Source organism: Polynucleobacter necessarius (genome assembly GCF_900095195.1).
Classification (GTDB): domain Bacteria; phylum Pseudomonadota; class Gammaproteobacteria; order Burkholderiales; family Burkholderiaceae; genus Polynucleobacter; species Polynucleobacter necessarius_G.
This window is the reverse complement of the sequence record NZ_LT606950.1, coordinates 87,656-113,661: the sequence shown is the minus strand read 5'-3', so window position 1 is coordinate 113,661 and position 26,006 is coordinate 87,656. Positions and strand designations below refer to the sequence as shown.

The 26,006-nt window shown below is 46.7% G+C and carries 21 protein-coding genes and 2 pseudogenes; 1 reads left to right on the top strand and 22 read right to left on the bottom strand.

Going from position 1 to position 26,006, the window contains the following annotated elements; all coding sequences use genetic code 11:
- Positions 1-7: 7 nt before the first annotated feature.
- The 6 genes and pseudogenes from argJ to secA all read right to left on the bottom strand — a co-directional run bounded on the left by argJ (position 8) and on the right by secA (position 6,843).
- Positions 8-1,243: a bifunctional glutamate N-acetyltransferase/amino-acid acetyltransferase ArgJ gene (gene argJ / locus BQ1619_RS00665; RefSeq protein ID WP_114661640.1), complete on the bottom strand. Its 1,236-nt coding sequence runs from the start codon at positions 1,241-1,243 to the stop codon at positions 8-10.
- Positions 1,244-1,335: 92 nt separating this feature from the next.
- Positions 1,336-2,658, bottom strand: coding sequence for a molybdopterin cofactor-binding domain-containing protein (locus BQ1619_RS09385; protein ID WP_231968372.1), 1,323 nt, complete (start codon positions 2,656-2,658; stop codon positions 1,336-1,338).
- A complete protein-coding gene (locus tag BQ1619_RS09380) occupies positions 2,594-2,854 on the bottom strand; it encodes a hypothetical protein (protein WP_231968371.1) in 261 nt (86 codons plus the stop codon). Before BQ1619_RS09380 ends, BQ1619_RS09385 begins: the two co-directional genes overlap by 65 nt.
- Before the next feature lie 83 nt (positions 2,855-2,937).
- A pseudogene (locus BQ1619_RS09375) lies at positions 2,938-3,414 on the bottom strand (molybdopterin cofactor-binding domain-containing protein); the annotation flags it as partial.
- Between the two features lie 45 nt (positions 3,415-3,459).
- Positions 3,460-3,708: a (2Fe-2S)-binding protein gene (locus BQ1619_RS10535; protein ID WP_415065785.1), complete on the bottom strand. Its 249-nt coding sequence runs from the start codon at positions 3,706-3,708 to the stop codon at positions 3,460-3,462.
- 369 nt (positions 3,709-4,077) lie between these two features.
- A complete protein-coding gene (secA, locus tag BQ1619_RS00650) occupies positions 4,078-6,843 on the bottom strand; it encodes a preprotein translocase subunit SecA (protein ID WP_114661638.1) in 2,766 nt (921 codons plus the stop codon).
- A gap of 24 nt (positions 6,844-6,867) precedes the next feature.
- On the opposite strand from secA, the gene BQ1619_RS00645 reads away from it, so the two are divergent.
- A complete protein-coding gene (locus BQ1619_RS00645) occupies positions 6,868-7,401 on the top strand; it encodes a hypothetical protein (protein WP_231968367.1) in 534 nt (177 codons plus the stop codon).
- 15 nt (positions 7,402-7,416) lie between these two features.
- Here BQ1619_RS00645 and lpxC read toward each other — a convergent pair whose 3' ends face one another.
- The 16 genes and pseudogenes from lpxC to rsmH form a co-directional block, all read right to left on the bottom strand.
- Positions 7,417-8,331 carry a UDP-3-O-acyl-N-acetylglucosamine deacetylase gene (lpxC, locus tag BQ1619_RS00640; protein ID WP_114661634.1) on the bottom strand — a complete coding sequence of 305 codons (915 nt, stop codon included), beginning with the start codon at positions 8,329-8,331 and terminating at the stop codon, positions 7,417-7,419.
- A 38-nt stretch (positions 8,332-8,369) separates the two neighbouring features.
- A complete protein-coding gene (locus tag BQ1619_RS00635; protein ID WP_114661632.1) occupies positions 8,370-8,870 on the bottom strand; it encodes a peroxiredoxin in 501 nt (166 codons plus the stop codon).
- 112 nt (positions 8,871-8,982) lie between these two features.
- Positions 8,983-10,280: pseudogene (gene ftsZ / locus BQ1619_RS00630) on the bottom strand (cell division protein FtsZ).
- A gap of 92 nt (positions 10,281-10,372) precedes the next feature.
- Positions 10,373-11,602: a cell division protein FtsA gene (gene ftsA / locus BQ1619_RS00625; RefSeq protein ID WP_114663455.1), complete on the bottom strand. Its 1,230-nt coding sequence runs from the start codon at positions 11,600-11,602 to the stop codon at positions 10,373-10,375.
- A gap of 10 nt (positions 11,603-11,612) precedes the next feature.
- Entirely contained in the window at positions 11,613-12,470 is an 858-nt protein-coding gene (locus tag BQ1619_RS00620; protein WP_114661630.1) for a cell division protein FtsQ/DivIB, read from the bottom strand.
- Positions 12,467-13,474 carry a D-alanine--D-alanine ligase gene (locus tag BQ1619_RS00615; RefSeq protein WP_114661628.1) on the bottom strand — a complete coding sequence of 336 codons (1,008 nt, stop codon included), beginning with the start codon at positions 13,472-13,474 and terminating at the stop codon, positions 12,467-12,469. Before BQ1619_RS00615 ends, BQ1619_RS00620 begins: the two co-directional genes overlap by 4 nt.
- A complete protein-coding gene (gene murC, locus BQ1619_RS00610; RefSeq protein ID WP_114661626.1) occupies positions 13,467-14,903 on the bottom strand; it encodes a UDP-N-acetylmuramate--L-alanine ligase in 1,437 nt (478 codons plus the stop codon). Before murC ends, BQ1619_RS00615 begins: the two co-directional genes overlap by 8 nt.
- Positions 14,900-15,973, bottom strand: coding sequence for an undecaprenyldiphospho-muramoylpentapeptide beta-N-acetylglucosaminyltransferase (gene murG, locus BQ1619_RS00605; protein WP_269460059.1), 1,074 nt, complete (start codon positions 15,971-15,973; stop codon positions 14,900-14,902). Before murG ends, murC begins: the two co-directional genes overlap by 4 nt.
- Complete coding sequence (gene ftsW / locus BQ1619_RS00600; RefSeq protein ID WP_114661624.1) at positions 15,970-17,241, bottom strand: putative lipid II flippase FtsW; 1,272 nt, start codon at positions 17,239-17,241, stop codon at positions 15,970-15,972. The genes murG and ftsW overlap by 4 nt, the downstream gene beginning before the upstream one ends.
- Positions 17,238-18,860, bottom strand: a complete 1,623-nt coding sequence (gene murD / locus BQ1619_RS00595) for a UDP-N-acetylmuramoyl-L-alanine--D-glutamate ligase (protein WP_114661622.1) — start codon at positions 18,858-18,860, stop codon at positions 17,238-17,240. The genes ftsW and murD overlap by 4 nt, the downstream gene beginning before the upstream one ends.
- A 12-nt stretch (positions 18,861-18,872) precedes the next feature.
- The gene (gene mraY, locus BQ1619_RS00590; RefSeq protein ID WP_114661620.1) at positions 18,873-20,042 is read right to left on the bottom strand and encodes a phospho-N-acetylmuramoyl-pentapeptide-transferase; all 1,170 of its coding nucleotides are present in this window, start codon (positions 20,040-20,042) and stop codon (positions 18,873-18,875) included.
- Complete coding sequence (locus BQ1619_RS00585; RefSeq protein WP_114661618.1) at positions 20,033-21,475, bottom strand: UDP-N-acetylmuramoyl-tripeptide--D-alanyl-D-alanine ligase; 1,443 nt, start codon at positions 21,473-21,475, stop codon at positions 20,033-20,035. Before BQ1619_RS00585 ends, mraY begins: the two co-directional genes overlap by 10 nt.
- Positions 21,475-23,022 (bottom strand): UDP-N-acetylmuramoyl-L-alanyl-D-glutamate--2,6-diaminopimelate ligase, encoded by a 1,548-nt coding sequence (locus BQ1619_RS00580; RefSeq protein ID WP_114661616.1) that lies wholly within the window; start codon positions 23,020-23,022, stop codon positions 21,475-21,477. The genes BQ1619_RS00585 and BQ1619_RS00580 overlap by 1 nt, the downstream gene beginning before the upstream one ends.
- Positions 23,019-24,791, bottom strand: a complete 1,773-nt coding sequence (locus tag BQ1619_RS00575) for a peptidoglycan D,D-transpeptidase FtsI family protein (protein WP_114661614.1) — start codon at positions 24,789-24,791, stop codon at positions 23,019-23,021. The genes BQ1619_RS00580 and BQ1619_RS00575 overlap by 4 nt, the downstream gene beginning before the upstream one ends.
- The gene (gene ftsL, locus BQ1619_RS00570) at positions 24,788-25,054 is read right to left on the bottom strand and encodes a cell division protein FtsL (RefSeq protein WP_114661612.1); all 267 of its coding nucleotides are present in this window, start codon (positions 25,052-25,054) and stop codon (positions 24,788-24,790) included. The genes BQ1619_RS00575 and ftsL overlap by 4 nt, the downstream gene beginning before the upstream one ends.
- Positions 25,051-26,001 (bottom strand): 16S rRNA (cytosine(1402)-N(4))-methyltransferase RsmH, encoded by a 951-nt coding sequence (rsmH, locus tag BQ1619_RS00565; RefSeq protein ID WP_114661610.1) that lies wholly within the window; start codon positions 25,999-26,001, stop codon positions 25,051-25,053. Before rsmH ends, ftsL begins: the two co-directional genes overlap by 4 nt.
- Positions 26,002-26,006 lie beyond the last annotated feature (5 nt).

Sequence of the window (26,006 nt, the reverse complement as noted above, 5' to 3'; positions counted from 1 at the left end):
ATAATGGTTAAGAACGATAGTCTGCATTGATTGATACATAATCATGCGACAAATCACACGTCCATAATGTTTGAGTGGCGGAGCCGCGCCCCAAATCAATCTTGATTGTAATTTCAGGCTCCTGCATCACTCTCTGGCCGTCCGCCTCTTGATAACTTGGGTTACGCCCGCCATTTTTAGCAACCCAAACATCACCGAGCCACATTTGAACACGATTAACATCGAGGTCCTTAATGCCGGCATAGCCAATTGCCGCCAAGATTCGACCCAGATTGGGATCGCTTGCAAAGAAAGCGGTTTTGACTAGTGGAGAATGTGCTACTGCCTTAGCCACCAAACGGCATTCTTCAGTCGTTTTGCCGCCAACAACGTCAATCGTCATAAACTTGGTAGCACCCTCACCATCTCGCACAATCATTTGCGCTAACTTTCTTGCCAAATCAATCAACGCAGCACGGACTACAGCGTACAGAGGATCTTGCTTTGACTGAATTTGCACCGATGACTGGCTGGTAGCCATAAAAATGAAAGAGTCATTCGTTGAAGTATCACCATCAATAGTGATGGCATTAAATGACAGATCCGCAACCTCTTTAGTTAAGTCATTCAATAGACCAGGCGCAAAACCAACATCGGTAGCAATAAAGCCCAACATCGTTGCCATATTGGGATGAATCATTCCAGCGCCTTTACAGATCCCTGTTAAAACAATATCGCCTAATGGGGTGCCAATCGTTTGTGAGCTAGCTTTTGGTTGGGTATCCGTAGTCATGATCGCTTCAGCAGCATCGAACCAATTGTCATTACTTAAGTTGGCAACTGCTTTTGGTAAGGCGCTAACAATTTTTTGAATCGGCAAAGGCTCGAGAATCACGCCTGTAGAAAATGGCAAGATCTGCTCTGGGTAGATATTGAGATCTTTTGCCAAAGCGGCACAAGTTTCCAAAGCATGCTTCATACCCTGCTCGCCAGTCCCTGCATTAGCATTGCCCGTATTCACGACTAGCGCCCGAATTTCACCATCGCGACCCTCTTGAGCTAAATGTTCGCGGCAAACCTGAACCGGTGCAGCACAAAAACGGTTCAAGGTAAAAACACCAGCTACCTGAGATCCAGGCGCCAAAGTCATGACTAGCAAATCCTTACGGTTCGCCTTTTTGATGCCGGCTTCGGCGATACCCATTTCAAAACCCTTTACAGGCTCTAAATCGGATTTTTTTGGTAGAGGTAAATTTACGGTCATAGTTTTGTCATTGTAGAGGACGGATAAAAACAAAGCGCGCCATGATTTGGCGCGCTTTGTAGCCTACAAAAGAGCGGATCGGCCAGTCGATATCAGACTTTAACTGGAAGCTCGCGTATGCGTTTGCCAGTGGCTGCAGCAATAGCATTTGCTAGAGCAGGCGCCACTAAAGGAACTCCAACCTCACCCAAACCGCCCGGCTTCTCCTGGCTTGGAATCAAATGCACATCAATTACAGGAACCTGGTTTTGACGCAAGCTAGGATAATTATTGAAGTTTGTTTGCTGAACTCGGCCATTTTCTATGGTGATTGCATTATTTAAGACGGCACTTAATCCATAAATGACGCCTCCAGTAAGCTGGGCTCTAGCTTGATCGGGATGAACGGTAATGCCACAGTCTGAGACAAATGTGATCTTTTTCACTCTAGTCTCAGGTGCCGTAGTATCTAACTCGATCACGCAAGCGGAACACATGTCATAGCACTTCATTTGCGCCACGCCAAAGCGTTTGCTACCGGCGGTGTATCCCGATTTCTTCACAGCGGTTTCGAGAACATTTTTCGCTCTTGGATGTTTGCTTAGGGAAGCAAGCCGGAAAGCCACAGGATCTTTACTAGCAGCAGTTGCCGCTTCGTCCACAAAGCTCTCAATCGCAAACGCATTTAACGCATTACTGACTGAACGCCAATACCCAACCCTGACACACGTATCGGTAATGACGTTTGTGATTTCCAAATTGGGAATGTCATAAGTGAGATTGTTTGAACCTTCCACCATGAAAGGATCGAAACCATCTTTCACAAAACCTGGGAAAGCTCTGGTGGTCACAGACTGCGAAACCATTTTTGCTTTCATGGTGCTCAATTGAGCATTGGCACCAAGAACTCCATCAACTTTATGAATGCTCGTCGGGCGATAGAAGTCATGCTGAATATCATCTTCTTTGGTCCAAAGCATCTTGACAGGCATGCCCGCAGCCTTTGAAATTTCAGCCGCCTGACGAATGAAATCCAATTCCAATTTGCGACCAAAACCACCACCCAAGAACGTTGTCTCAATCGTGACATCCTCCGGCTTCACGCCAGCTGCAGCTGCAGCTTGGCCGCCTTGTTGGAACTGAATGGGGCCAATAATTCTGCACTTGCCATTGGAAACATCGGCTGAACAATTAACAGGCTCCATAGTGGAGTGCGCTAAATACGGCAAAAAGTATTGCGCACTGAGAGCTTTGCCATTCGGGACAGTTGCACTAACGTTGCCAGCTGTTTTGATCACAGCGCCCTTTTGGGATAAACCCGCCTCAAGAGATTTACGCACCACTGCAGTACTCAAATTGGCATTCGGGCCCTCATTCCAAGTAATTTTTAACGCATCTCTTCCCTTGCGCGCCGCATAAAAATCTTTTGCCAACACTTGCCACGCCATCAGAAATCTGGACAACCTTAAGAACCCCAGAAACTTTCAAAGCGGCGCTCGCATCATATGCACTTGGTGTTCCACCAATCACGGGGCATTGCGCCAGAGATGCAATTGCCATACCTGGAATCTTGACATCGATTCCGTATACCGCCTTACCAGATACTTTGGCGGGAGTATCAAGACGTCGCATTATCTCTTTACCAATCACCATAAAATTGGCCGGTGACTTCAGTGTTGGCTTCTCTGGTAAAGGTAATTTGGCAGCGTCAGCCGCTAATTCACCATAGGTTGCGGATTTGCCACTAGCATGAGGACTTTGCCATTCATTGCCTTGCAATCAGTGACTGGTATATTCCAACGTTGCGCTGCCGCTTGCACGAGAACTGAGCGAGTTGCTGCGCCGGCAGTTCTGAGCTTGTCAAAAGCCTCACGTACCGAGGTAGAGCCGCCAGTAATTTGGCCACCCAACATCGCATTGATATAAACCGGGGCAACACCAGCGATTTCAAACTTAATCATGGAAAGCGGTAGATTGATTTCCTTGGCAAGCAATGCAAGCATAGATGTGTATACGTCTTGCCCCATTTCTGAACGAGCACAAATCAATGTAATTTGATTGCCTGGGGTAATTTGAGTCCAAGCATTTGCTAATGCTGGCTTTTCAGCAATTCCCGTTGCAGCTTCGCTGGTTAGTGGTAGATACATACCAAGTACAAAAGCTCCCCCAAGAGCAGTACTTGGCTGGATAAACTGACGACGGCTTTGGTTTTTTAATGAGTGTTCATATTTATCCCCTTAGGCCAATTTATCAGCAGCACGTTTAACTGCCTTTTCAATCCGGGAATAGGCTCCGCAACGACAAATATTGCCACTCATGGCATTCTTAATATCATGGCTATTCGGCTTCTTGTTTTTAGCTAAAAGATCTGCGGCGGACACCATCTGGCCAGTTTGGCAGTAACCGCACTGAGGCACATCAAATTCAGTCCAGGCATCTTGCAATGCTTTCCAGACCTTAGCAGGCAAACCCTCCAAGGTAGTCACTTTTTTACCAGCAGCCGCAGATACTGGGGTCGAGCACGAACGAATGGCTGCTCCATCTAGATGAACAGTACAGGCACCACAAAGCGCCGCACCGCAACCATACTTCGGACTAGTGATATCTAAATGATCTCGTAAGACCCAAAGAATTGGCGTTTCTGCATCACCATCAAATTAACGGTCTTACCGTTAAGCGTAAACGTTACGGCCATAACATCCCCTTAGCAGCATGAATAAATAGGAAGTACTTTTATATCTTCAAATCATGACAGATCTAGCTATTTTCAGTGCATAAAACTGACTAGAGATTCCACCAAGAAAAATGGCAGATAAATCTGAGCCATACACATAAACTGATTAAGAATTTGATTGCTAGGCCAATGCACCGCAACAATTTTTATATTTCTTGCCGCTACCGCATGAACAAGGGTCGTTGCGACCAATCTTTGGACCCGTTCGAACAGGTGCAAGCTGAATATCTAAAGCGGCACCGCGATCACCAGTAGAGCCAGCCACCTCCAAATCGGCATCAGCATGCTGATATTGAAGATCTTTTAATTTCGCTAGATCCTCATTCATAGACTCAGAAGCTTGGTCTAATTCGCTTGCGCTCCGAATTTGTACTGTCATGATGCTCTTCACAACATCATTCTTGATGACATTCAAGAGTTCACCATACAACTCAAAGGCTTCGCGACGGTACTCTTGCTTAGGATCTTTTTGAGCGTAGCCACGAAGGTGAATGCCTTGGCGTAAATGATCAAGGGCGGCCAAATGCTCACGCCAGTGAGTATCTACGCTATATAAAAGAACGGAGCGCTCAAAGCCCGCAAAGGACTCGCGCCCGACCATCTCAACCTTAGCATCGTATGCCTCTTTTGCAGCATTGAGCACTCGATCAACGATTTCAGTGTCGTCAATACTCGCAGCAGACTCAACCCATTTTTGCAAATCAACTGTCAGACCCCATTCATTAGCCAAGACATTTTCTAGTCCAGGTAAGCCCCACTGCTCTTCCATGGATTCATGGGGAACATAGAACGAACAAACCGAACGCAAAACATCTTCACGCAAATTCGCAATTAACTCACCGATATCCTTGCTCTCAAGAACTTCGTTTCTGAGGCGATACGTTTCTTTACGCTGATCATTGGCAACGTCATCGTACTCAAGCAACTGCTTACGAATATCGAAGTTTCGGCCTTCAACCTTACGTTGTGCAGACTCAATCGAGCGGGTCACCATGCCCGCTTCAATAGGCTCGCCGTCAGGCATCTTTAAACGTTCCATTACGGCACGTAAGCGATCGCCAGCAAAGATGCGCAGTAATGGATCGTCAAGGGATAAGTAAAAGCGTGAAGATCCCGGATCGCCTTGACGGCCCGAGCGGCCCCTCAGCTGATTATCGATTCGGCGACTCTCATGACGCTCAGTACCAATAATATGTAAACCACCAGCAGCAAGCACTTGATCATGAATGCTTTGCCATTCATCTTGAAGTTGCTTAATCTTTGCTGCCTTCTCGGAATCGTTTAGGCTCTCATCAGCCTCGATCAGAGAGGATTGCTTACTGACATTACCGCCAAGCACGATGTCAGTACCACGACCAGCCATGTTGGTAGCAATCGTGATCATTTTGGGACGACCTGCTTGAGCGATAATTTCCGCTTCACGAGCATGCTGTTTAGCATTCAACACTTGGTGAGGTAATTTGCGCTTATCAAGCAAACCCGAAATCAATTCGGAGTTTTCAATCGATGTTGTACCCACCAATACTGGTTGACCATGTTGATAGCAATCCTCAATATCCTTGATCACGGCGTCATAACGCTCACGTGAAGACTTGTAAATTTGATCTTGCTTGTCTTTTCTCTGGCTGATGCGGTTTGGCGATATGACCACGGTTTCAAGGTTGTAAATTTCCTTGAATTCGTAGGCCTCTGTGTCCGCGGTACCTGTCATACCAGCTAATTTTCCGTACATCCGGAAATAATTTTGGAAAGTGATGGTTGCCAGTGTCTGATTCTCATTCTGAATCGGCACTCCTTCCTTGGCCTCAACTGCTTGATGCAAACCATCAGACCAACGACGACCCTGCATTAAACGACCAGTGAACTCATCAACAATAATGACTTCTTTGTTTTGCACCACATAATGTTGATCGCGGTTGTACAAAGTGTGTGCACGAAGAGCTGCATACACATGATGCATTAGGGTAATGGTTTGCGGCGAGTAAAGCGAATCGCCCTCATTTAAGGCGCCAATCTGCACCAAAATTTGTTCGGCCTTATCATGACCTTGCTCAGTTAAATATACCTGCTGAGATTTCTCGTCTACCCAGTAATCGCCAGGCTTCTCAACACCTGTGCCATCAGCTTTTTCTTCCCCGATTTGACGCTCCAGATGCGCAGGAAGTTGATTAATTTTGATGTAGAGATCGGTATGATCATCAGCCTGACCAGAAATAATCAGGGGGGTACGCGCTTCATCAATCAAAATGGAGTCGACTTCGTCGACGATGGCATACGCTAAACCACGTTGAACGCGTTGATCCAAGTCTTGGACCATGTTATCGCGCAAATAATCAAATCCAAATTCATTATTGGTGCCGTATGTAATATCGGCAGCATATGCCTCTTGTTTTGTTTTGTGATCCATCTGTGACAGATTCACGCCAACTTTCATGCCTAAAAAGTTATATAGCTTTGACATCCACTCAGCATCACGTTGCGCCAAATAATCATTAACGGTAACAACGTGAACGCCTTTTCCAGTCAAGGCATTTAAATACACTGAAAGCGTAGCGGTTAAGGTCTTGCCCTCACCCGTTCCCATTTCAGCAATCTTGCCTTGATGAAGGGCTAGACCACCCATGAGCTGCGCATCAAAGTGACGCATTTTCATAACGCGTACGCTGGCTTCACGGACTACGGCAAATGCCTCGGGCGCAATATCGTCTAAAGATTCACCAGCGGCTAAGCGGGACTTAAATTCAGCAGTTTTCGCTGCAAGTGCGGCATCATCCAATGCCTTTAGGCTTGGCTCAAGGGCGCCGACCTTGGCGACCACTTTGCGATACTGTTTCAAGAGGCGGTCGTTACGACTGCCGACCAGGGTTTTAAGAAGACCGATTACCACGGGATATAGAGGAAAATGAAGACCTTGAGTTTATCACTCGCAAGCCCATTTTTTATGAACTTTACACCCAAACCGTCTCGCAAGCATGTAGCCCATGAATGGCTGGATTACCTACGCGAATCCAATGGTCTTGGGGGGATTTTGGCCAAAACAGAAGATCTTGCCAAACTCAAAGCCACCGTAAAGTTAACGTTGGCAAAAGTAGGGCTGGAGCACCTCAGCTCGAAAATCGAAGCCGGCTGGCGCTCCAGCGGCCAAAATGATCTGTTTTTGCTTGTTCAAAGCGCTAGCACTGCAAACCGCCTTCAGCAAAATTTACCTACTTTAATCAATGAGTTAGCTAAATTAGGTCTGAGCTGCAGCACCGTTAAAGTCAAGATTAAGCCATCGAGTGCATCCTGGGAGGTAAGGCCACGCATCAGCAACGAAGCACACCAGAGACCCAAAGGACTCAATGCCATTGCTAAAAAATCATGGGAAGAGTTGCTAGAAAAACTTGCACCAGATTCTGAATTGCGAAAAACCATCGAGCGCTTACTTCGCAATCAGCCAAAGTGAATTACTCACTTCTATCTAAAAGAAAAGGGGCTGGTTTTCTTGAGAATACGCTTCGGGCGCTTTATTTTCTGCGAACGTACTAATTTCGTACGAGTTTGAATCTTCGAGCAACTTGCGAAGCAATGCGTTATTAAGGGCATGACCTGATTTCTCGGCAACATACGCACCCACAATAGGGTGGCCAACTAAATATAGATCGCCAATCGCATCCAAAATCTTGTGACGCACAAACTCATCTTCATAACGAAACTCTTCGTTATTTAAAATTCGATGTTCATCCAACACAATGGCGTTATCTAAACTACCGCCTCGAGCAAGACCCATTTCTCTCAAAGCCTCTACTTCGTGGGCAAAGCCAAAAGTGCGCGCACGACCAATCTCACTTCGATAAGCATGCTCCGCAAAATCGACCACAAAACGCTGGCCAGTTTTGTCTACGGCAGGGTGTTTAAAGTCAATTGTGAAATCCAATTTAAATCCAAAGAATGGCTCTAAACGGGCAAGTTTGTCACCCTCACGAACTTCGACTGGTTTTTTGATAACAACAAATTGGCGTGGCGACTCTTGTTCAACAATGCCTGCTGACTCGATTAAGAACAAAAATGGGGCGGCACTCCCATCCATGATGGGAACCTCTTCACCATCAAGTTCAATCGACAAATTATCCAATCCCAGACCTGCACAAGCAGAGAGCAGGTGCTCCACCGTCGACACTCTCACGCCATCTTTTTGAATGACCGAGGCCAAACGCGTATCGCATACCGCCAAAGCAGTCGCTGGAACAACAGACTGCTCATGGGTGTCAACGCGTACAAACTGAACCCCAGAATTGGCTGGGGCAGGCTTGATTGAGATGGTGACTTTGCGTCCTGAGTGCAAGCCAATACCTACGGTTTTCATCGGTGTGGCAATGGTTCGTTGCTTCATCATGTGCGAGTCTTTATTTAGGAATGTTTATTTAAAAAAAATTACAGCTTTTTTAATATAGAAGCGGCATCACTGACTTCGAATTTGCCAGGAGCTTCGCGATCTAAGCTTTTAACGACGCCATCTTCCACAATCATGGCATAACGATCTGAGCGAACACCCAAACCGCGTGCCGTTAAATCCAACTCTAAACCCACTTTTTTGGTGAACTCACCATCACCATCACCAAACATACGAATCTTGTTTCCCACCTTTTGATCGCGTCCCCATGCACCCATTACAAAAGGATCATTCACAGAAATACACCAAATTTCATCAACGCCCTTGGCTTTAATGGCATCGCCGTGCTCAACATAGCCTGGAACATGCTTTGCAGAGCAGGTTGGTGTAAATGCGCCTGGAAGCGCAAAAATCACAATCTTTTTACCTGCCGTTAGTTTTTCGACTTCAAAAGCATTTGGACCTAAAGAACAACCCTCAGTCTCTTCGTTAATAAATTCATACAGCGTGGCATTTGGTAATTTTTGTCCAACAGCAATCATGATGTCTCCAATAGGAAATTGTTAGTAAGGATGCTAACGCAAGCGCGGGATTCGTCGTCCGGAGGGGCGGCGCGCTGGCATTTCGCAATAGCCTATTGTATTGAGCTGTCAATTAATCTGCTTGCTTACGCAAAAACGCAGGGATTTCATAGTAATCGGCCCCTTTATCCAGCAAGGTTTTTGCTTGAGGAGAGCTATCTGCGCCTAATGTAGGTGCAGCAACCATTTCACGAAAGCTACGAAACACGCGTGGCAAATCATACTGACTGTAGTCAACCCCACTGCTTGCTGGTTGTGCTGCCGCAGGTGCGCCTGCTGAACCCATTAAAGCCATGCCAGAAATAGTATTCAATGCTGAATCTAAGCTTACTTTACTGATTGCAGCAGATGCGCTTGCTAAAGCAAACGTATTGAGATCAGCCATGGTAGGAATAGCATCATGCGTACCAGTAGCTTGTCTCCAGACTACTTCAGGTTGATTTGCTTTGCAAGCTTGTGGCTTATTTAATCCTGTAGCAACTACCGTTACACGCAATGCGTCACCCAAGCTCTCGTCATACACAGTACCGAAGATTACGGCTGCATCATCCGCTGCGTAGCCACGGATTGCAGCCATCACTTCGCGAGTTTCTGAAAGCTTCAATGAACGGCTAGCAGTAATATTGACCAACACACCACGTACGCCTGATAAATCAACACCATCAAGCAATGGAGAGGCTACTGCCGCTTCAGCGGCCAAGCGTGCACGATCCATACCAGAAACAGTCGCTGTACCCATCATTGCCTTACCCTGCTCACCCATTACAGTCTTCACGTCTTCAAAGTCAACGTTGATTAAACCCTGAACATTGATGATCTCGGCGATACCAGAAACCGCGTTGTGTAATACATCATCGGCACACGCAAATGCCTTATCAAACTCAGCATCCTTACCCATGACATCAAATAGTTTTTCATTGAGAACCTCAATCAATGAGTCCACATATGACTCAAGTTCAGCGGCTCCATTTTCCGCAACTTTTAAACGCTTCACGCCTTCAAAGTCAAATGGTTTGCTAATCACACCAACCGTCAGAATGCCCATATCCATCGCTACTTGAGCAACGATTGGAGCAGCACCAGTTCCTGTGCCGCGCCACCCATGCCAGCGGTGATGAACACCATATGAGCGCCCTGCAATACATTCGCAATGCGTTCTCGCGCTTCTTCCGCAGAAGCTGCACCGATTTCAGGTTTTGCACCAGCACCTAATCCGCTAGAGCCCAGTTGCAAATTCACAGATGCCTCAGAGCGCTGTAATGCGCCAGCATCGGTGTTCATGCAAATGAACTCTACGCCATTAACACCACGACGGATCATGTGCTGGACAGCATTGCCACCAGCTCCACCGACACCAACCACTTTAATAATGGTTTTGCCAGCTGTTTCTTAATCTAACATTTCAAATTCCATATACCCTCCTAGGTAAAAAAACATACTACGTTGACGACGACGAAAAAAACTTAAAAATTTCCTGCAAACCATTCCTTCATGCGCGAGATCACGCCTTGTAACGCGCCTGATTGAGAAACACGACGACCGCGCAATAACTGCGCTTGACCTTCCATTAATAAACCGATACTGGTTGCAAACCGTGGGCTACGCAACACTTCATGCAAATGGCCACGATACTCAGGAGTGCCGATGCGAGCCGGTCTCAAAAACACTTGTTCAGCAAGTTCAACCATTCCCGGCATCAATGAAGTACCACCAGTCAGAACGATTCCGGAAGAAACCATGTCTTCATAACCAGAGTCCCGAACCACCCCCCTCACTAAAGTGAAGAGTTCTTCAACACGTGGCTCGGTCACCGCTGCTAAGGCTTGTTTTGACATAGGACGTGGCTCACGATCGCCCACCCCCGGCACATCAATCATGGCTGCTGGGTCTGCCATTTCTTGACGGGCAATGCCATGAGCGATCTTTAAATCTTCCGCATCAATCGTGGGGGTACGCAATGCCATTGCAATGTCATTCGTAATTTGATCACCGGCTATCGGAATCACTGCGGTATGACGAATCGACCCTTGACAATAGATAGCAATATCCGTGGTCCCGCTACCAATATCCACCAATACCACCCCAAGCTCTTTTTCATCTTCGGTTAGTACCGCGAGGCTAGAGGCTAGTGGCTGCAAAATAAGATCGTTTACTTCTAATCCACAACGACGTACGCACTTCACAATATTTTGTGCCGCACTGACTGCACCCGTAACAATATGAACTTTTACTTCGAGTCGCAAACCACTCATGCCAATTGGTTCGCGAACGTCTTCTTGCCCATCGATGATGAATTCTTGAACAAGGATGTGCAAAATCTGCTGATCGGTTGGAATATTGATTGCCTTTGCAGTCTCAAGCACCCGCTCAACATCGCCCGCACTAACTTCTTTGTCTCGAATCGCAACCATGCCACTCGAGTTAAAACTCACAATATGGTTACCCGCAATGCCAGTAAAAACTTGAACAATCTGGCGATCCGCCATGATCTCCGCCTCTTCAAGCGCCTTCTGAATCGACTGCACTGTTGCTTCAATATTGACAACAACGCCTTTCTTCAAGCCTTTTGACGCAGTTTGTCCAACTCCGACTACATTAAATTGACCATCAGGGGCTAATTCCGCAACCAAAGCAACCACCTTGGAAGTTCCAATATCTAAGCCGACTAGTAGGTCGCGATTGTCTTTACTCATTCCCATTCCTTCATTGCTTCAAATCGCTTTTCTTGCTATCTACATCACTCTTTTTCAAACTTGCTGAGGCAAGATGAACCGCAAAACCATTTGCGTACCGCAAATCCACCGCATCAATTCGGTTGGCCAATTTTTCTTGTACTTGTGGCCAATACTTAAAGAGTCTCGCAACGCGCTCTTCTATTAGTGTCTTATCGGAGCTTTCCTCGTCTCGACCAAACTCCACTCTCATGCCATTGGAGAGCTTGATGTGCCATGCATATCGCTCAGTCAACGCCAAACTTGTCACCTCAGAACCCCAAGGCTTAAACCAGTTATTGGCTTTTTCATAAAGACTCATGACTTCTTTACCTGCATCTTTGGGGCCATGAAAATCAATCAAGCGCACGTCGTCACCAATTTCCGAAACACGGCCAGCAAAAATTTCACCGTGATCATTAATAAGTTGATGACTGTCAGCGCCACCCCAAGTACCAAAGGGCTTCTGCTCCTCAATACTCACAATCAAACCATTGGGCCATACACGACGAACATTGGAATGACGCACCCAAGGCATACTCTCAAAGCCACGCTTCACATCCTCAAGGCGAACACTGAAAAAATTTCCTTGCACGGTTTCCAAAACCTGCTGTCGCACAATCGATTTCTTGATGTGCTTTAAGGTTTGACCAGCTACTGGCTCTACCTGTATTTGCTTTAATGCAAATACAGGACGTTGACTTAACCACACCAGTATTCCAATAGCCATCATTACAACAAAGCATCGCATCAAGAAACGGCTGAGCTTTTGCATCCGATCTGGGTGATTCCAGAGCGGTGACATCAGCATGGCAAAAATTTCGCCGAACCGGTCCATGAAATTACTCATGCAGGGGCGCCCTCTTTCTGCTGTAGCGTTTGACTCAGCAACCAAAGCACTAAATCGGCGTACTCGACACCAGCTGCCTTTGCAGCCATTGGCACCAACGAATGCGACGTCATACCTGGCGAGGTATTCATTTCTAATAAATAGGGTTTGCCAGTCTTTTGATCTAACATGACGTCGGCACGCCCCCATGTCCTGCAACCAAGTGCTCTGTAGGCTGCCAAAGCAAGCTCTTGCACTTGCTCATTCACCTCAGATGGCAGTCCTGTTGGGCAAAGATACTGCGTCTCATCCGAGAAATACTTGTTATGAAAATCGTAATTAGCTTGAGGCGGGATAATTTTGATAACGGGCAAAGCTTCTGCGCTACTCCATTGACCGACCAACGGGCAAGTTAACTCATCGCCAACAATACAAGCTTCAGCAATCACTTTTTTATCAAGTCCCGCAACAAGCTGATAAGCAGCAGGCAACTCTTCTACCGACTTCACTTTTGTTAAACCCAGAGAAGAACCCTCATTGGCAGGCTTGACGATCAGTGGCAAACCCAAATTCTTTACTACTGCATTCCAATCACTATTGGCTGTTAACTCTTCAAACTTGGGAGTGGATAGTCCATTACTAATCCAAACCTGTTTGGTAACAATTTTGTCGATTGATAAGGCGGAAGCAAGGACACCACTACCGGTATATGGCAATTCCAGTAAGTCCAATAAACCCTGAATGGTGCCATCTTCACCATAGCGGCCATGTAACGAAATAAACACGCGATCAAAATTTTCGGACGTCAACTCGGTTGGATTGCGTACACCCGGATCAAACGGATGAGCGTCAACACCTTTGGATAGCAATGCCTGTAATACACCATTGCCAGACATCAATGAAATCTCACGCTCGCCAGATTTCCCACCCAGCAAAACACCTACACGGCCGAACGCCTTAACATTCAAATTCGCCAAGCGTAGCTTTACGCGATCACCCCAGAGGCTCATATCTTGCTTAGACATTCTTCGCCTCCGCTAAGGCATGAGGCAACCCTGAAATGGAACCTGCGCCCAACGTGATTAATACATCTCCATCTTGTAAAACCTGGCTTAATTTTTCTGGCATCTCGGCTACATTATTTGCAAATGCCACCGCAGCAGAATTGAGCAATGCTTTAGATTTTTTGTCTTCTGCTAAGGTGGCTTTCATCAAACTCTTACCATCCGCTCCTGGAATCTTTGCCTCACCCGCCGGATAAACCTCTGTTAGTACCAAGGCGTCAAAGTTACGCAATACCTGCACAAACTCATCGAAGCAATCGCGCGTTCTGGTGTAGCGATGTGGCTGAAATGCCAGCACCAAACGGCGTTCCGGATATGCACCACGTGCTGCTGCCAACGTTGCGGCCATCTCTACAGGGTGGTGGCCGTAATCATCAATCAGGGTGAAGCTACCACCAGACGCCAAAGGAATATCGCCATAACGCTGGAATCGACGTCCAACACCACCAAACTCAGACAAGGCTTTAATGATGGCTTCATCACCAACACCCAATTCTGTCGCAATACCAATAGCGGCTAAAGCGTTACGAACGTTATGTAAGCCAGGTAAATTCAAGGTGATATTGAGTGGGCCCGGTTTATTTCCATGACGACGAATTGTCTTACGATCAACCGTGAAGTGCATCCGTGTCCCATCGGCACGCACATTACTCGCACGAATATCCGCGTCCTCGGAGAGCCCATAACGCAATACAGGCTGCGAAACAAACGGAACAATGTCACGTACATTAACGTCATCAATGCAGAGCACTGCAACCCCATAGAACGGCATACGCTGAATGAATTGAACAAATGCTTGTTTCAGTCTTGCCATGTCATGCTGATAGGTGTCCATATGATCAGCATCAATATTGGTCACCACTTCCATCGCTGGGAATAGCTGCAGGAATGAGGCATCGGATTCATCGGCCTCAACCACAATAAAGTCACCTCGACCAAGGCGTGCATTCGCACCAGCAGAGTTCAGCTTGCCGCCAATGATAAAGGTGGGATCCAAACCACCCTCTGCCAATACAGAAGCAACTAAGCTGGTTGTGGTTGTTTTGCCGTGGGTTCCGGCGATAGCAATACCCTGCTTTAAGCGCATTAGCTCACCCAGCATGACCGCACGCTGAATGACCGGAATCTTTGCAGCACGAGCTGCCAAAACTTCTGGATTATTGCCAGCTACCGCAGTAGAAATGACCACCGCCTCGGCGGTGCCGACATTTTTCTGGTCATGCCCAATATGAATCACCGCACCCAATTCTTTAAGGCGCCTTGTTGTGATGCTTTCAGACAAATCAGAACCGGCAACTTGATATCCTAAGTTCAATAAGACCTCAGCAATACCGCTCATCCCGGCACCGCCAATACCCACAAAGTGAATTTGTTGAACGATATGCTTCATACCCCTACTCCTGCGCAATCTGCACATACTTCTGCAACGCGCTGTGTTGCGTGCGGCTTAGCGAGCGCATGAGCTCGCATAGCCATCTCTTTCAGGTCATTGCGATTAAAGTTTTGAATCATTAGAGCTAAATCTCGCGGATTCATTACGCTTTGGGGTAATAGCACAGCCGCATTAGCATCCGCCAAGAATTTAGCATTGGCAGTTTGATGATCATCAATTGCGTACGGAAATGGAATCAAGCAAGAAGCCACACCACATGCCGCCAATTCTGAAACGGTCATCGCACCAGATCGGCAGATCACTAAATCGGCTTGAGCATAGGCGGTTGGCATATCGTCTATAAAAGGCCGAACATCTGCCTTGACACCAAACTCTGCATATCGATTTTGTAAATCTACTAGGTGTTTATCACCCGCTTGATGAATAACGCTCGGCCGACTGTTTTCAGAAATTAACGCTAATGCCGCGGGAATATTTTCATTCAAGGCAGCAGCGCCTAGGCTGCCACCAACTACCAGGATAGATAGTGGTCCGTTACGTTGCTCGTAGCGTACTTCTGGTTTTTGAATGTGATCAAATTCTTCTCGTATTGGATTGCCCGTCCACTCTGCTTTATCCATCGTATTAGGAAAGCCCGTTAAGACACGCATAGCAATTTTGGCAAGCGCACGATTGGCACTTCCCGCCACTGAATTTGCCTCATGCAAAACTAATGGACGTTTTAATAATTTACTAACCAAGCCACCTGGAAAAGTGATGTATCCACCCATACCCAAAACAACGCACGGTTTTAAGCGACGCATAATCTGCCAACTCTGAAAACATGCGCGCGCCAAATTCAATGGCAACATCAGTTTTGCCTTAAGACCCTTACCTCGTAGACCGCCAAACTTCACTGCTTCAAATGGAAAATCGCATGACTTAACCAAGCGATACTCCATACCGGCTTGATTACCCAACCAAGACACATTCCAACCGCAAATTCGTAAATATTCAGCGACAGCAAGGCCCGGGGAAATATGCCCGCCGGTGCCACCTGCCATCACTAATATTGAGGGTTTGGTCACAACTTCCCTCCGCGCATCAAAATACGATTCTCATAATCAATTCGCAACAACATCGCAATTGCTACTGCATTCATCAAAATTCCTGAGCCGCCATAACTCACTAACGGCAGGGTTAATCCTTTCGTTGGAAGCAGTCCCAAATTCACCCCCATATTGATAAAGGCTTGCCAACCAATCCAGATGGCTACACCTTTCGCTGCTAAGCCTGCAAAACTACAATCCAATTGCAAAGCGGTGCGACCAATTAAGAATGCGCGACGCACAATCCAGTAAAACAGGAAAATCATGACGACGACACCAACAAATCCCAGCTCCTCGCCAATCACTGCCATGATGAAATCGGTGTGCGCTTCAGGTAAGTAATGCAACTTTTCGACACTACCTCCAAGACCTGTGCCAAACCACTCGCCTCGTCCAAACGCCATTAGCGAATGGGTTAATTGATACCCTTTATTAGCCGCATTCTCTGTCTGCCATGGATCTACAAAAGCCATAATTCTCTTTTGTCTGAACGGAGAAAGCGCAATGATTGCGACGGCACTTGCAATTCCAACAACGACTAGACCTCCAAACAGCTTGGCGTTGATTCCACCAAGAAACAAAATTCCAAATGCAATGATGGCAATCACAATGAACGCCCCCATCTCGGGCTCTTTCATCAAGAGACCGCCCACGAGAGCAACCGCAATACCCATTGGCAGCATTCCTTTGGCGAAGGAATGCAAATACTCTTGGCGTTGTACGGTATAGCTTGCGGCAAATATCACGGCGGCAAACTTCATCAACTCGGAAGGTTGAAAGTTCATGACTCCCAACGAAATCCAACGTCTAGCCCCATTAACACCCTTACCAATTCCAGGAATCAGAACCAAAATAAGCAATAGAACGGTAAATCCAAAAATCACGGGCGAATAACGATCCCAAACCTTAGATGGAATTTTGAACGCCCAAATGCCCACCACAATGGCAATAACCAATGAGATTAAATGTCGAACTAAAAAGTAATTACTACTGTAATTGGCGTATTTGGGGCTATCTGCCAAAGTAATTGAGGCGGAATACACCATTACCAAACCAATCAACATGAGTGATAAAACTGCCCAAACTAACAGTTGGTCATACTCCATCATGCGCGAGCGCGTCTGCTCAACACCCGATACCGCATCGCGTAATCCTGTGCGGAAATTATCAATTCCACCTTTAGAGAAATTCCAGAATCGATCTAAGCCGAGACGGTTTTGTGGAAAGAATTTTTCTCTTAAGTTCATGCCTGAACCCCTTCGAATCGCATGCTCAACTCTTCTACTTCCGAAGCGAATACATGTGCACGCTCTTTATAATCTCGGAACTGATCTAAGCTAGCGCATGCAGGAGATAACAAAACTAAGTCCCCAGAAACCGCTTGAGCAGCAGCGGCCTGGACTGCAGCCTGCAAATTGCCACTATTAATACATGGGATGCTATTGCCCAATGCTTGTGATATTTTTTCGCCATCTTTACCAATGAGGAAAACACCCTTCACAAATCGCAGTGCTGGCTCTCGTAGTGGACTAAAGTCTTGACCCTTGCCATCGCCACCAGCAATGAGCCAGATACGCTTGCTTGCCTCATTACTTCCCAGACCATTCAGAGCAGCGACCGTTGCGCCAACATTTGTACCCTTGTTATCGTCCACATACTCAACATCGTTCACGATCGCAATACTCTGCACACGATGTGGCTCACCCTGGTAATCGCGTAAACCATGCAGCAATACATTCATCGGCAAGTTCGCTGACCGCGCTAGAGCAAGCGCAGCAAGCGCATTTAACGCATTATGGCGCCCGCGGATGCGCAAAGCATCTGCCGGAATTAAACGCTTCAAGCGTAATGGCTCGTCCTCTTCAATTGCTGCTAACTTACGACGATGCTTTGGTTTGGGCTTGAGATCCTCATCCACTTCTGCCCACACTAACCAATCAATGCCCCCGGCACGTAAATCGTGCTCAATTCCAAATGCACCCTGCTCATCAGGACGATTGGAGCCAAAGGTAATAAGCGCTTTTTCTACCCTTTGATCATCTGCCAGTAAACCCATAACTGCTGGATCATCGCGATTCAAAATGCAAACTGTGTCGGCCCCAAATATTTTTGCTTTTGCTTGTGCATAAGCAGACATATCACCATGCCAATCTAGGTGGTCTTGCGTAATATTCAGAACGGTAGCTGCTGTAGCATTTAATGAATCGGTATAGACTAATTGAAAACTCGAGAGCTCTAATACCCAAATATTGGGCATATCTTCGAGTTGATCAGCATCGTTCAAACAAGTCATCAACTTATCGAGAGCTGCAGGACTAATATTTCCCGCAACTGCAACTATCTTGCCAGCCCTTTCACAAAGCTGTCCAGTGAGTGCCGTTGTGGTTGTCTTGCCATTTGTACCAGTGATAGCAAGTACCGATGATGAATAACTGGATTCTTTTGCCTGCGCCATGCGCGATATCGCCGCAATCGCACGCGCAAAGAATTCAATTTCACTCCAAACATCGATGCGGGCTTTGCGGGCTCTCGCTAAAAATGATTGTGTCGGCTCTTGTGATGGAGATAGCCCTGGACTAATGCCAATCACATCAATTTCGTTTAATAAGGACTCATTGAGTAGGCCAAAGTGAGCATCTTTTAAACCTGCGAATTCAAGCTCCGCAAGCCATGCGAGTTGCTTATCGGAGAATGCTCCTCGCTCACGTGTATCAACAAGACGCACTGTTGCGCCATTACGTAAGCACCATTTCGCCATGGCAACACCAGACTCACCTAATCCCAAAATAAGGAATCGACTGGGCGCTTGATAGCCAGCATCAGATACTGAAACAGGATTAGCGAAAGTATTTTCTAAAGTAAGCATGGATTCTTAGGCTCAACGTAATTTCGAGCTAGATAAGCCAATCAGAACTAACAGAATGGTGATAATCCAGAAACGCACAACCACTTGTGTTTCTTTCCAACCACCCAATTCAAAATGGTGATGTAAAGGAGCCATTCGGAAAATGCGGCGTCCTTCGCCAAAATGCTTTTTCGTGCGCTTGAACCAGAACACTTGCAACATAACGGAAAGTGTTTCTGCCACAAAAATACCGCCCATCACAAAGAGAACAATTTCTTGACGCACAATTACCGCAATAGTGCCCAATGCACCACCGAGCGCTAAGGCTCCTACATCACCCATAAATACTTGTGCAGGATGGGTGTTGTACCAAAGGAATGCGAGTCCTGCCCCACCCATGGCGCCGCAGAAGATCATCAATTCGCCAGCGCCCGGAATATAAGGGAAAAGTAAGTACTTGGCGTAGATAGCATTACCCATGACATACGCAAACGCACCAAGCGCTGCACCCACCAAAATCACGGGCATGATTACTAAACCATCCAGACCATCGGTCAAATTCACCGCATTACTGCTACCAACAATCACCAAATAACTCAGGCTGATGAACCCCATCATTCCTAATGGATAACTCACTTCTTTCATAAAAGGGATCAAGAGATCAGTTTTTGCGGGAAGATCTAAAGCAAAGCCACTCTTCAACCACTCATAAAATAGCTGGAGTACCTTGAGGTTGTTCACCTCAGATACCGAGAATGCCAAGTAGATTGCAGCAAATAAGCCAATGAGTGTTTGCCAGAAAAACTTCTCTCTCGAAGCCATTCCTTTGGGATCTTTACGACCTACTTTACGGTAGTCATCCACCCAGCCGACTGCACCAAAACCAAAAGTAACAATCATGACAATCCAAATAAAGCGATTACTCAGATCGGCCCAAAGCATGCAAGAGACAAAAATACCAATCAGAATAAGTACGCCACCCATTGTTGGCGTACCCGATTTCACCAAATGGGTTTGAGGGCCATCTGTACGTACAGCCTGACCCATTTTGAGTGCAGTCAGCTTTTGAATGACCCATGGTCCAGCAGCCAAGCCAATCAACAAAGCGGTAACAGTTGCCATCACAGCTCTAAAAGTGATGTAGTTGAAGACCCGCAAAAATCCAAAATCATCTTGCAGCCATTGCGCCAAGATCAAGAGCATGTTTTCGCCTCCTCTAACAAGGCTTGCACTACACGCTCCATGCGCATAAAACGAGAACCTTTCACCAAAATATTTAAATGACTATTGCTATTAGCCAATTGCGTCTGCATTGCCATACGCAAGTGGGCAATCAAGCTATCCACATCCGCAAAGTGGAGCCCCTCAAAGGCGGGATTATTTTTTGCAATCTTCTGAAACCCTTTGAGAGCAAACTGGCAAAGATCACCTATTACAAAAAGTTTGGCAACCCCTTGCTCTGCCGCATAGGAGCCGACTTCACGGTGGAACTCTGGCCCCTGATCGCTAACTTCACCCATATCACCCAATACCAGCCAGGCAGGAGTTCCGGACTGCTTCAATGCATCAATTGCTGCACGAACAGAATCTGGGTTCGCGTTATAGCTGTCATCAATCAAAGCAACGTTTAACTCAATTTTCTTTGCCTGCATGCGGCCATTTATTGGAACAAATGACTCCAAGCCTTGCTTGATTTTCTCGAGAGAAATTTCTGCCGCTAAAGCTACAGCTGTTGCAGCTAAAGCGTTGCGTACATTATGGTTACCAAGCGTATTGAGTTGAACCTGAATACTTCCGCCATCGGTCACAATTTCTACACTACCGTTATTGAGTAGACGGCCAGTTACTGAGGCTGCCACATCAGACGAAGAAGATGGCAAGGCAAAATCAATCACTTTTCTTGAGTCGGCAGCTTTGCGCCAAACGGATGTGAAATCGGAGTCCGCCGGGAATACCGCCACTCCACCTTGAGGTAAGGTACGAATGGCATCCGCATGCTCCTCCGCTACTGCAGCAACCGTAGCCATAAATTCTTGATGCTCACGTTGAGCATTGTTAATCAGAGCAATATTTGCCTGAGCAATTACCGCCAATTGCGCTGTCTCGCTAGGATGATTCATCCCTAACTCGACAACAGCCAATTGATCACTTGAGCGCAACTTGAGTAAGGTTAAAGGTAGGCCAATATCGTTATTGAGATTACCTTTCGTCACCAAGGTGTGACTTTCGCCAACAGCAGCCTTAAAAATTGCTGCAATCATTTCTTTAACGGTAGTCTTCCCGTTACTACCGGTCACCAAAGCCAAAGGAATTTTATGTATTGCGCGCCAAGCTTTTGCAAGATTACCCAATCCAACTCGTGTATCACTGACATATACAGCCGGTAAATTGACGGGGCATCCCTCTTTGTTGCTAATGACCGCAGCTCGAGCACCTTTATTGGCAACTTCTTCCAAGAAGTCGTGGGCATCAAAACGTTCACCAGATAATGCTACAAATAATTCGCCAGCATCAATTTGGCGACTATCAGTCCCAACTCTTATGAGCGATAGTGCACTTGCCGCCTCTGGAGCAATATTCAATAAAACGCTTCCAGGCAACATCGCATGAACTTGAGCAAGGGACATCATGGTCATCAGATCAATCCTCCCCCAGCAAGACGAATATGCTCTTGATCCGAAAAATCAAAACTTTTGCCATGGATTTCTTGGGTAGTTTCGTGCCCCTTACCTGCAACCAAAACAATATCGCGCCCATCCACATGACGAATCGCCGTCATGATTGCTGCCGCTCGGTCAACAATCGTTTGCACATAAGCGGTTTTTGAACCTACACCCTGGAGAATCATGGCTGCAATGGCTTGTGGATCCTCTGAGCGGGGGTTATCGCTGGTAACAATTACTTGATCCGCCAAACTTGCAGCAACCGCGCCCATTTGCGCACGCTTACCAGTATCGCGATCCCCTCCGCAGCCAAATACGCACCACAACTTTCCACCACGTTGGTCTGCAATAGGGCGTAAAGACTCTAATGTTTTTTCAAGTGCATCCGGAGTATGGGCATAGTCAACAATTGCTAACGGACTATCCGCTTTCGGATTTTTTCCAAAAGCAACCAATTCCATTCGACCAACAACGGGCTGCAATTGGCTTACTCGCTTGCCAGCCTCATTTCCAGAAATTCCTTGAGTCAACAAGACCGTCCAAACTGCCAATGCGTTACTGAGGTTAAATTCGCCCAACAGCGGGACATGCAAAGTCTCAGAATCAAAGCCCTCTTGTGTAAATAGTGTGTTGTACCCCGTGCCATTGAAGACACTATTACTTGCATAGATGCGCTGCAGGCGATTACCAAATTTTTCAAAATCGTTAAATGTGTCTTTGTTTAGGGCGTATGCCCATACCTGCAAATCTTTTCGAGCCAACAGACTCATGGCTAATTTGCGACCAAAAGAATCATCCAAATTCACTACAGCATGCTCTAGGCCAGTTTGATTAAATAGCTTTGCCTTAGCCTCAGCATAATTTGCCATGCTCTCGTGGTAATCGAGGTGATCTTGCGTCAAGTTTGTAAATATGGCGCAATTAAACCAAGTGCCACCAATTCGCCCTTGATGTAGTGCATGAGAAGAAACTTCCATCACCACCTGTTTCGCACCAGCAACTAACAGATCCTTTAACTGAGTTTGGAGTTTTGGTGCATCTGGAGTGGTGTATCCAGTTTTTTCTAATGACCCGGGAAAGCCGGTTCCCAAAGTACCTAAAACCGCTACACGATGGTTTGGCTGGTTTAACGTTTTAGCCAGCCATTGAGTAATACTGGTTTTACCGTTTGTTCCGGTAACGCCAATCATTTTTAATTGCTTGCTTGGCTCATCGTACCAATCAGCACAGAGCCTGCCTACGTTATCCGCAAGATTTTCAACAGCAAAACATTGAGAGTAATTTAAATAGTGTTCGAAACCCAGTGGATCGAACACTACTGCTGCAGCGCCGTTCGCCAATGTGGCATCAATAAACTGACGGCCATCGCGCAACGCCTTGCCATGTCCTACCGGATATGCAAAAAAGATATCTCCAGCTCGAATTTGGCGACTATCGGCACTTACCTTTGCCGATGCATCCACTAGAGAATTGAGATGCTCAATCAGATGACTGGGATCTATTTTCAATGCCACCCTCATCTTTTCAATGCCACATGTTGCGTTTGAATATTTGCAGCACGAGTGTCTGCTGGCTTCTTTTCATCCAGAGCCATTTGCTTCACCTTGCTGTCAGGCAGCACATTCAGCGCTCTCAATGTTTCACCAACAATAGTTGAAAAGACAGGTGCAGCGCCATCGCCGCCATAGTGACTACCACCCGTAGGCTCATCAACCATTACCGCTACCACAATTCTTGGAGAGCTGATTGGAGCTAAGCCAGCAAAATAGGCGCGGTATTTATTGCCATAACCTTTACCAACCAATTTATGAGCTGTTCCGGTTTTGCCGCCAACACGATACCCCTCTGCCTGCGCCTTAACAGCGGTGCCGCCCGGCTCCGTTACCGTCTCTAACATCTCACGCATCTCAATAGCAGTTTTGGCAGAGAGCACTCGCGTTCCAGGCTTAACATCCGGACTGCGCTCAATGGTGAGCGGCACTAATTCACCGTCACGTGCGAATACGGTATAGGCGCGAGCGACCTGAAACAGTGAAGCAGAAATGCCATAACCAAATGCAATTCGCGCTTGATCGGTTGGCATCCATTTTTTAAATGGATGTACGGTTCCAGCAACCGCTCCTGGAAATCCAATCTTGGGTGACTGCCCCAAACCAACGGCTGTATAAAAATCCCACATCTCTTCTGGTGAGAGATTGTTCATAGCAATTTTTGCTGTACCAATATTGCTCGACTTTTGGATAACTTGCGCTACTGTTAAGCTCCCATACGGATGGGTATCCGTAATCGGCTTGGGACCCACAAGATAACTCGAGCCAATCACCATATTTTGATTTGGTGTCACTGCACCTTTTTCGAGAGCAATCGCAACCGTCAGCGGCTTCATCGTAGAACCAGGCTCAAAAGTGTCGGTCAAAACACGATTACGCAACTGCTCGCCCGTCAAGTGTTTACGATCATTTGGGTTGTAGCTTGGATAATTCGCTAGAGCCAAAATTTCCCCAGTCTGAACATCTAATACCACCGCACCACCAGCTTTTGCACGATGCTGTTCAACTGCGCTCTTTAATGCGTTGTAGGCTAAAAATTGAATCTTGCTATCAATGGAGAGCTGTAAATCTTTACCATTTTGTGGCAATTGCTCAATTGCCACATCTTCCACAACACGGCCCAGACGATCGATCACGACACGTCTTTGACCAGGGTGCGCAGCAAGATCTTTTTCACGAGAGAGCTCCATGCCCTCTTGACCCTTGTCGTTAACATTGGTGAATCCAACGACGTGCGCCATAGCTTCGCCCTCTGGGTAAAAGCGGCGGTATTCATTATTTAATCCAATACCAGGAATTTCGAGTTGCTTTATCTGCTGCGCAATTTCAGGATCCACTTGGCGTTTCAAGAAAATCTGCTTGCGCTCATCCTTCAGTTTCTTGCGCAACTCTGCCTCACTAATTTGCAATAGATTAGCGAGCTTCTGCACCTTATCAGCAGCCAGATCGTCAGGCACCGTATCGGTGTAGGCAATAATCGACTTCGCCTCAAGACTTGTAGCAATCACCTGACCATTGCGGTCCAAGATTTTTCCTCGGCTTGCAGGCAACTCCAATTCGCGCTGTGTGCCACGAACTCCTTTTGCTTCATAAAACGCATTACCTGGACCCTGAATCCAAAAGGCGCGCAGCAATAGCAGCATGAACACAAAAAATAAGAGGAACAACATCAAGCGGGACCGCCACATTGGCAGTCGCAATACTAAATTCGGGGTAGTTGAAAATCCTACCGGCCTCATTGCGCCTCCTTCAGGTACAAAGTACGCCCAGGAGAAATCGGCACCATATGCAATTGATTACGAGCAACATCACGAATACGGGCAGACTTCGAAAGATTGCGTTGTTCATACTCCAACCGCAACCATTCTTGATTCAATTTTCGCCCTTCAATTTGAGCACGCTCTTGAGCGATAAAAAGTTTACGAGCACGCTGCTGAGCAGCCACTAACGACAACGCACAAATTAGTAACAAAGCCAACAAGGTTAGAGTTGCACGATTCATGCCAACACCCCTAAACGCTTTTCTGCTACTCGCATAATCGCTGAGCGTGCTCGTGGATTCTCGACAACCTCTGACTCACTGGGCTTAATACGTCCAATAATCTCTAGGGTGCTTTGAGGTAAATCTTTTTCGCGAACGGGCAGGCCACGAGGGATCTCCACCTTCGCATGAGACTGCAAAAATTGCTTCACAATCCGATCTTCTAGGGAATGAAAGCTAATGACTGCAAGGCGTGCACCTGGCTTTAATAATTTCAAGGCAGCCTTAAGTCCTAATTCCAAATCTTCTAACTCGCAATTAATAAAAATGCGCAGCGCTTGGAATGTCCTAGTGGCAGGATCTTGACCCACTTCACGGGTACGCACCACACTTGCAACCAAATTGGCAAGTTGCGTCGTTGTTTTAGGAGCTAAACCTTCTTCTCGCTTTGCCACAATGGCTTTTGCGATTTGAAATGCAAAACGCTCTTCACCGTAAGTCTTAATCACGTGCGTGATTTCCTCCAACGATGCAAGTACTAACCACTCGGCAGCAGTTTGACCTTGATTGGTATTCATCCGCATGTCGAGCAGTCCTTCGCGACGAAAGGAAAACCCCCGATGTGCTTCGTCTGCTTGAGGTGAACTGATTCCCAAGTCCAACAAAATTCCATCCACGGATTCCGCTTCTGCATATTGATCCATGGATGCAAAACTGTCGTGCACTATCGTTAAGCGCTGATCGTTGATTTTGTTTGCCACTGCGATCGCATCCAAATCCTTGTCGAACGAAATCATGCGTGCATTCACTGGTAACTGCTTGAGTAAAGCTTGTGTGTGACCACCACGCCCAAATGTTCCATCGATGATTAAGATGCGGTCTGTTGGGTTTTGATGTTGAATGAGCGGGCCATTGGTCAGCGCCGTCACCGCCTCGGCCAGCAACACTGGGCGATGAGTATTGTTCATAGCAC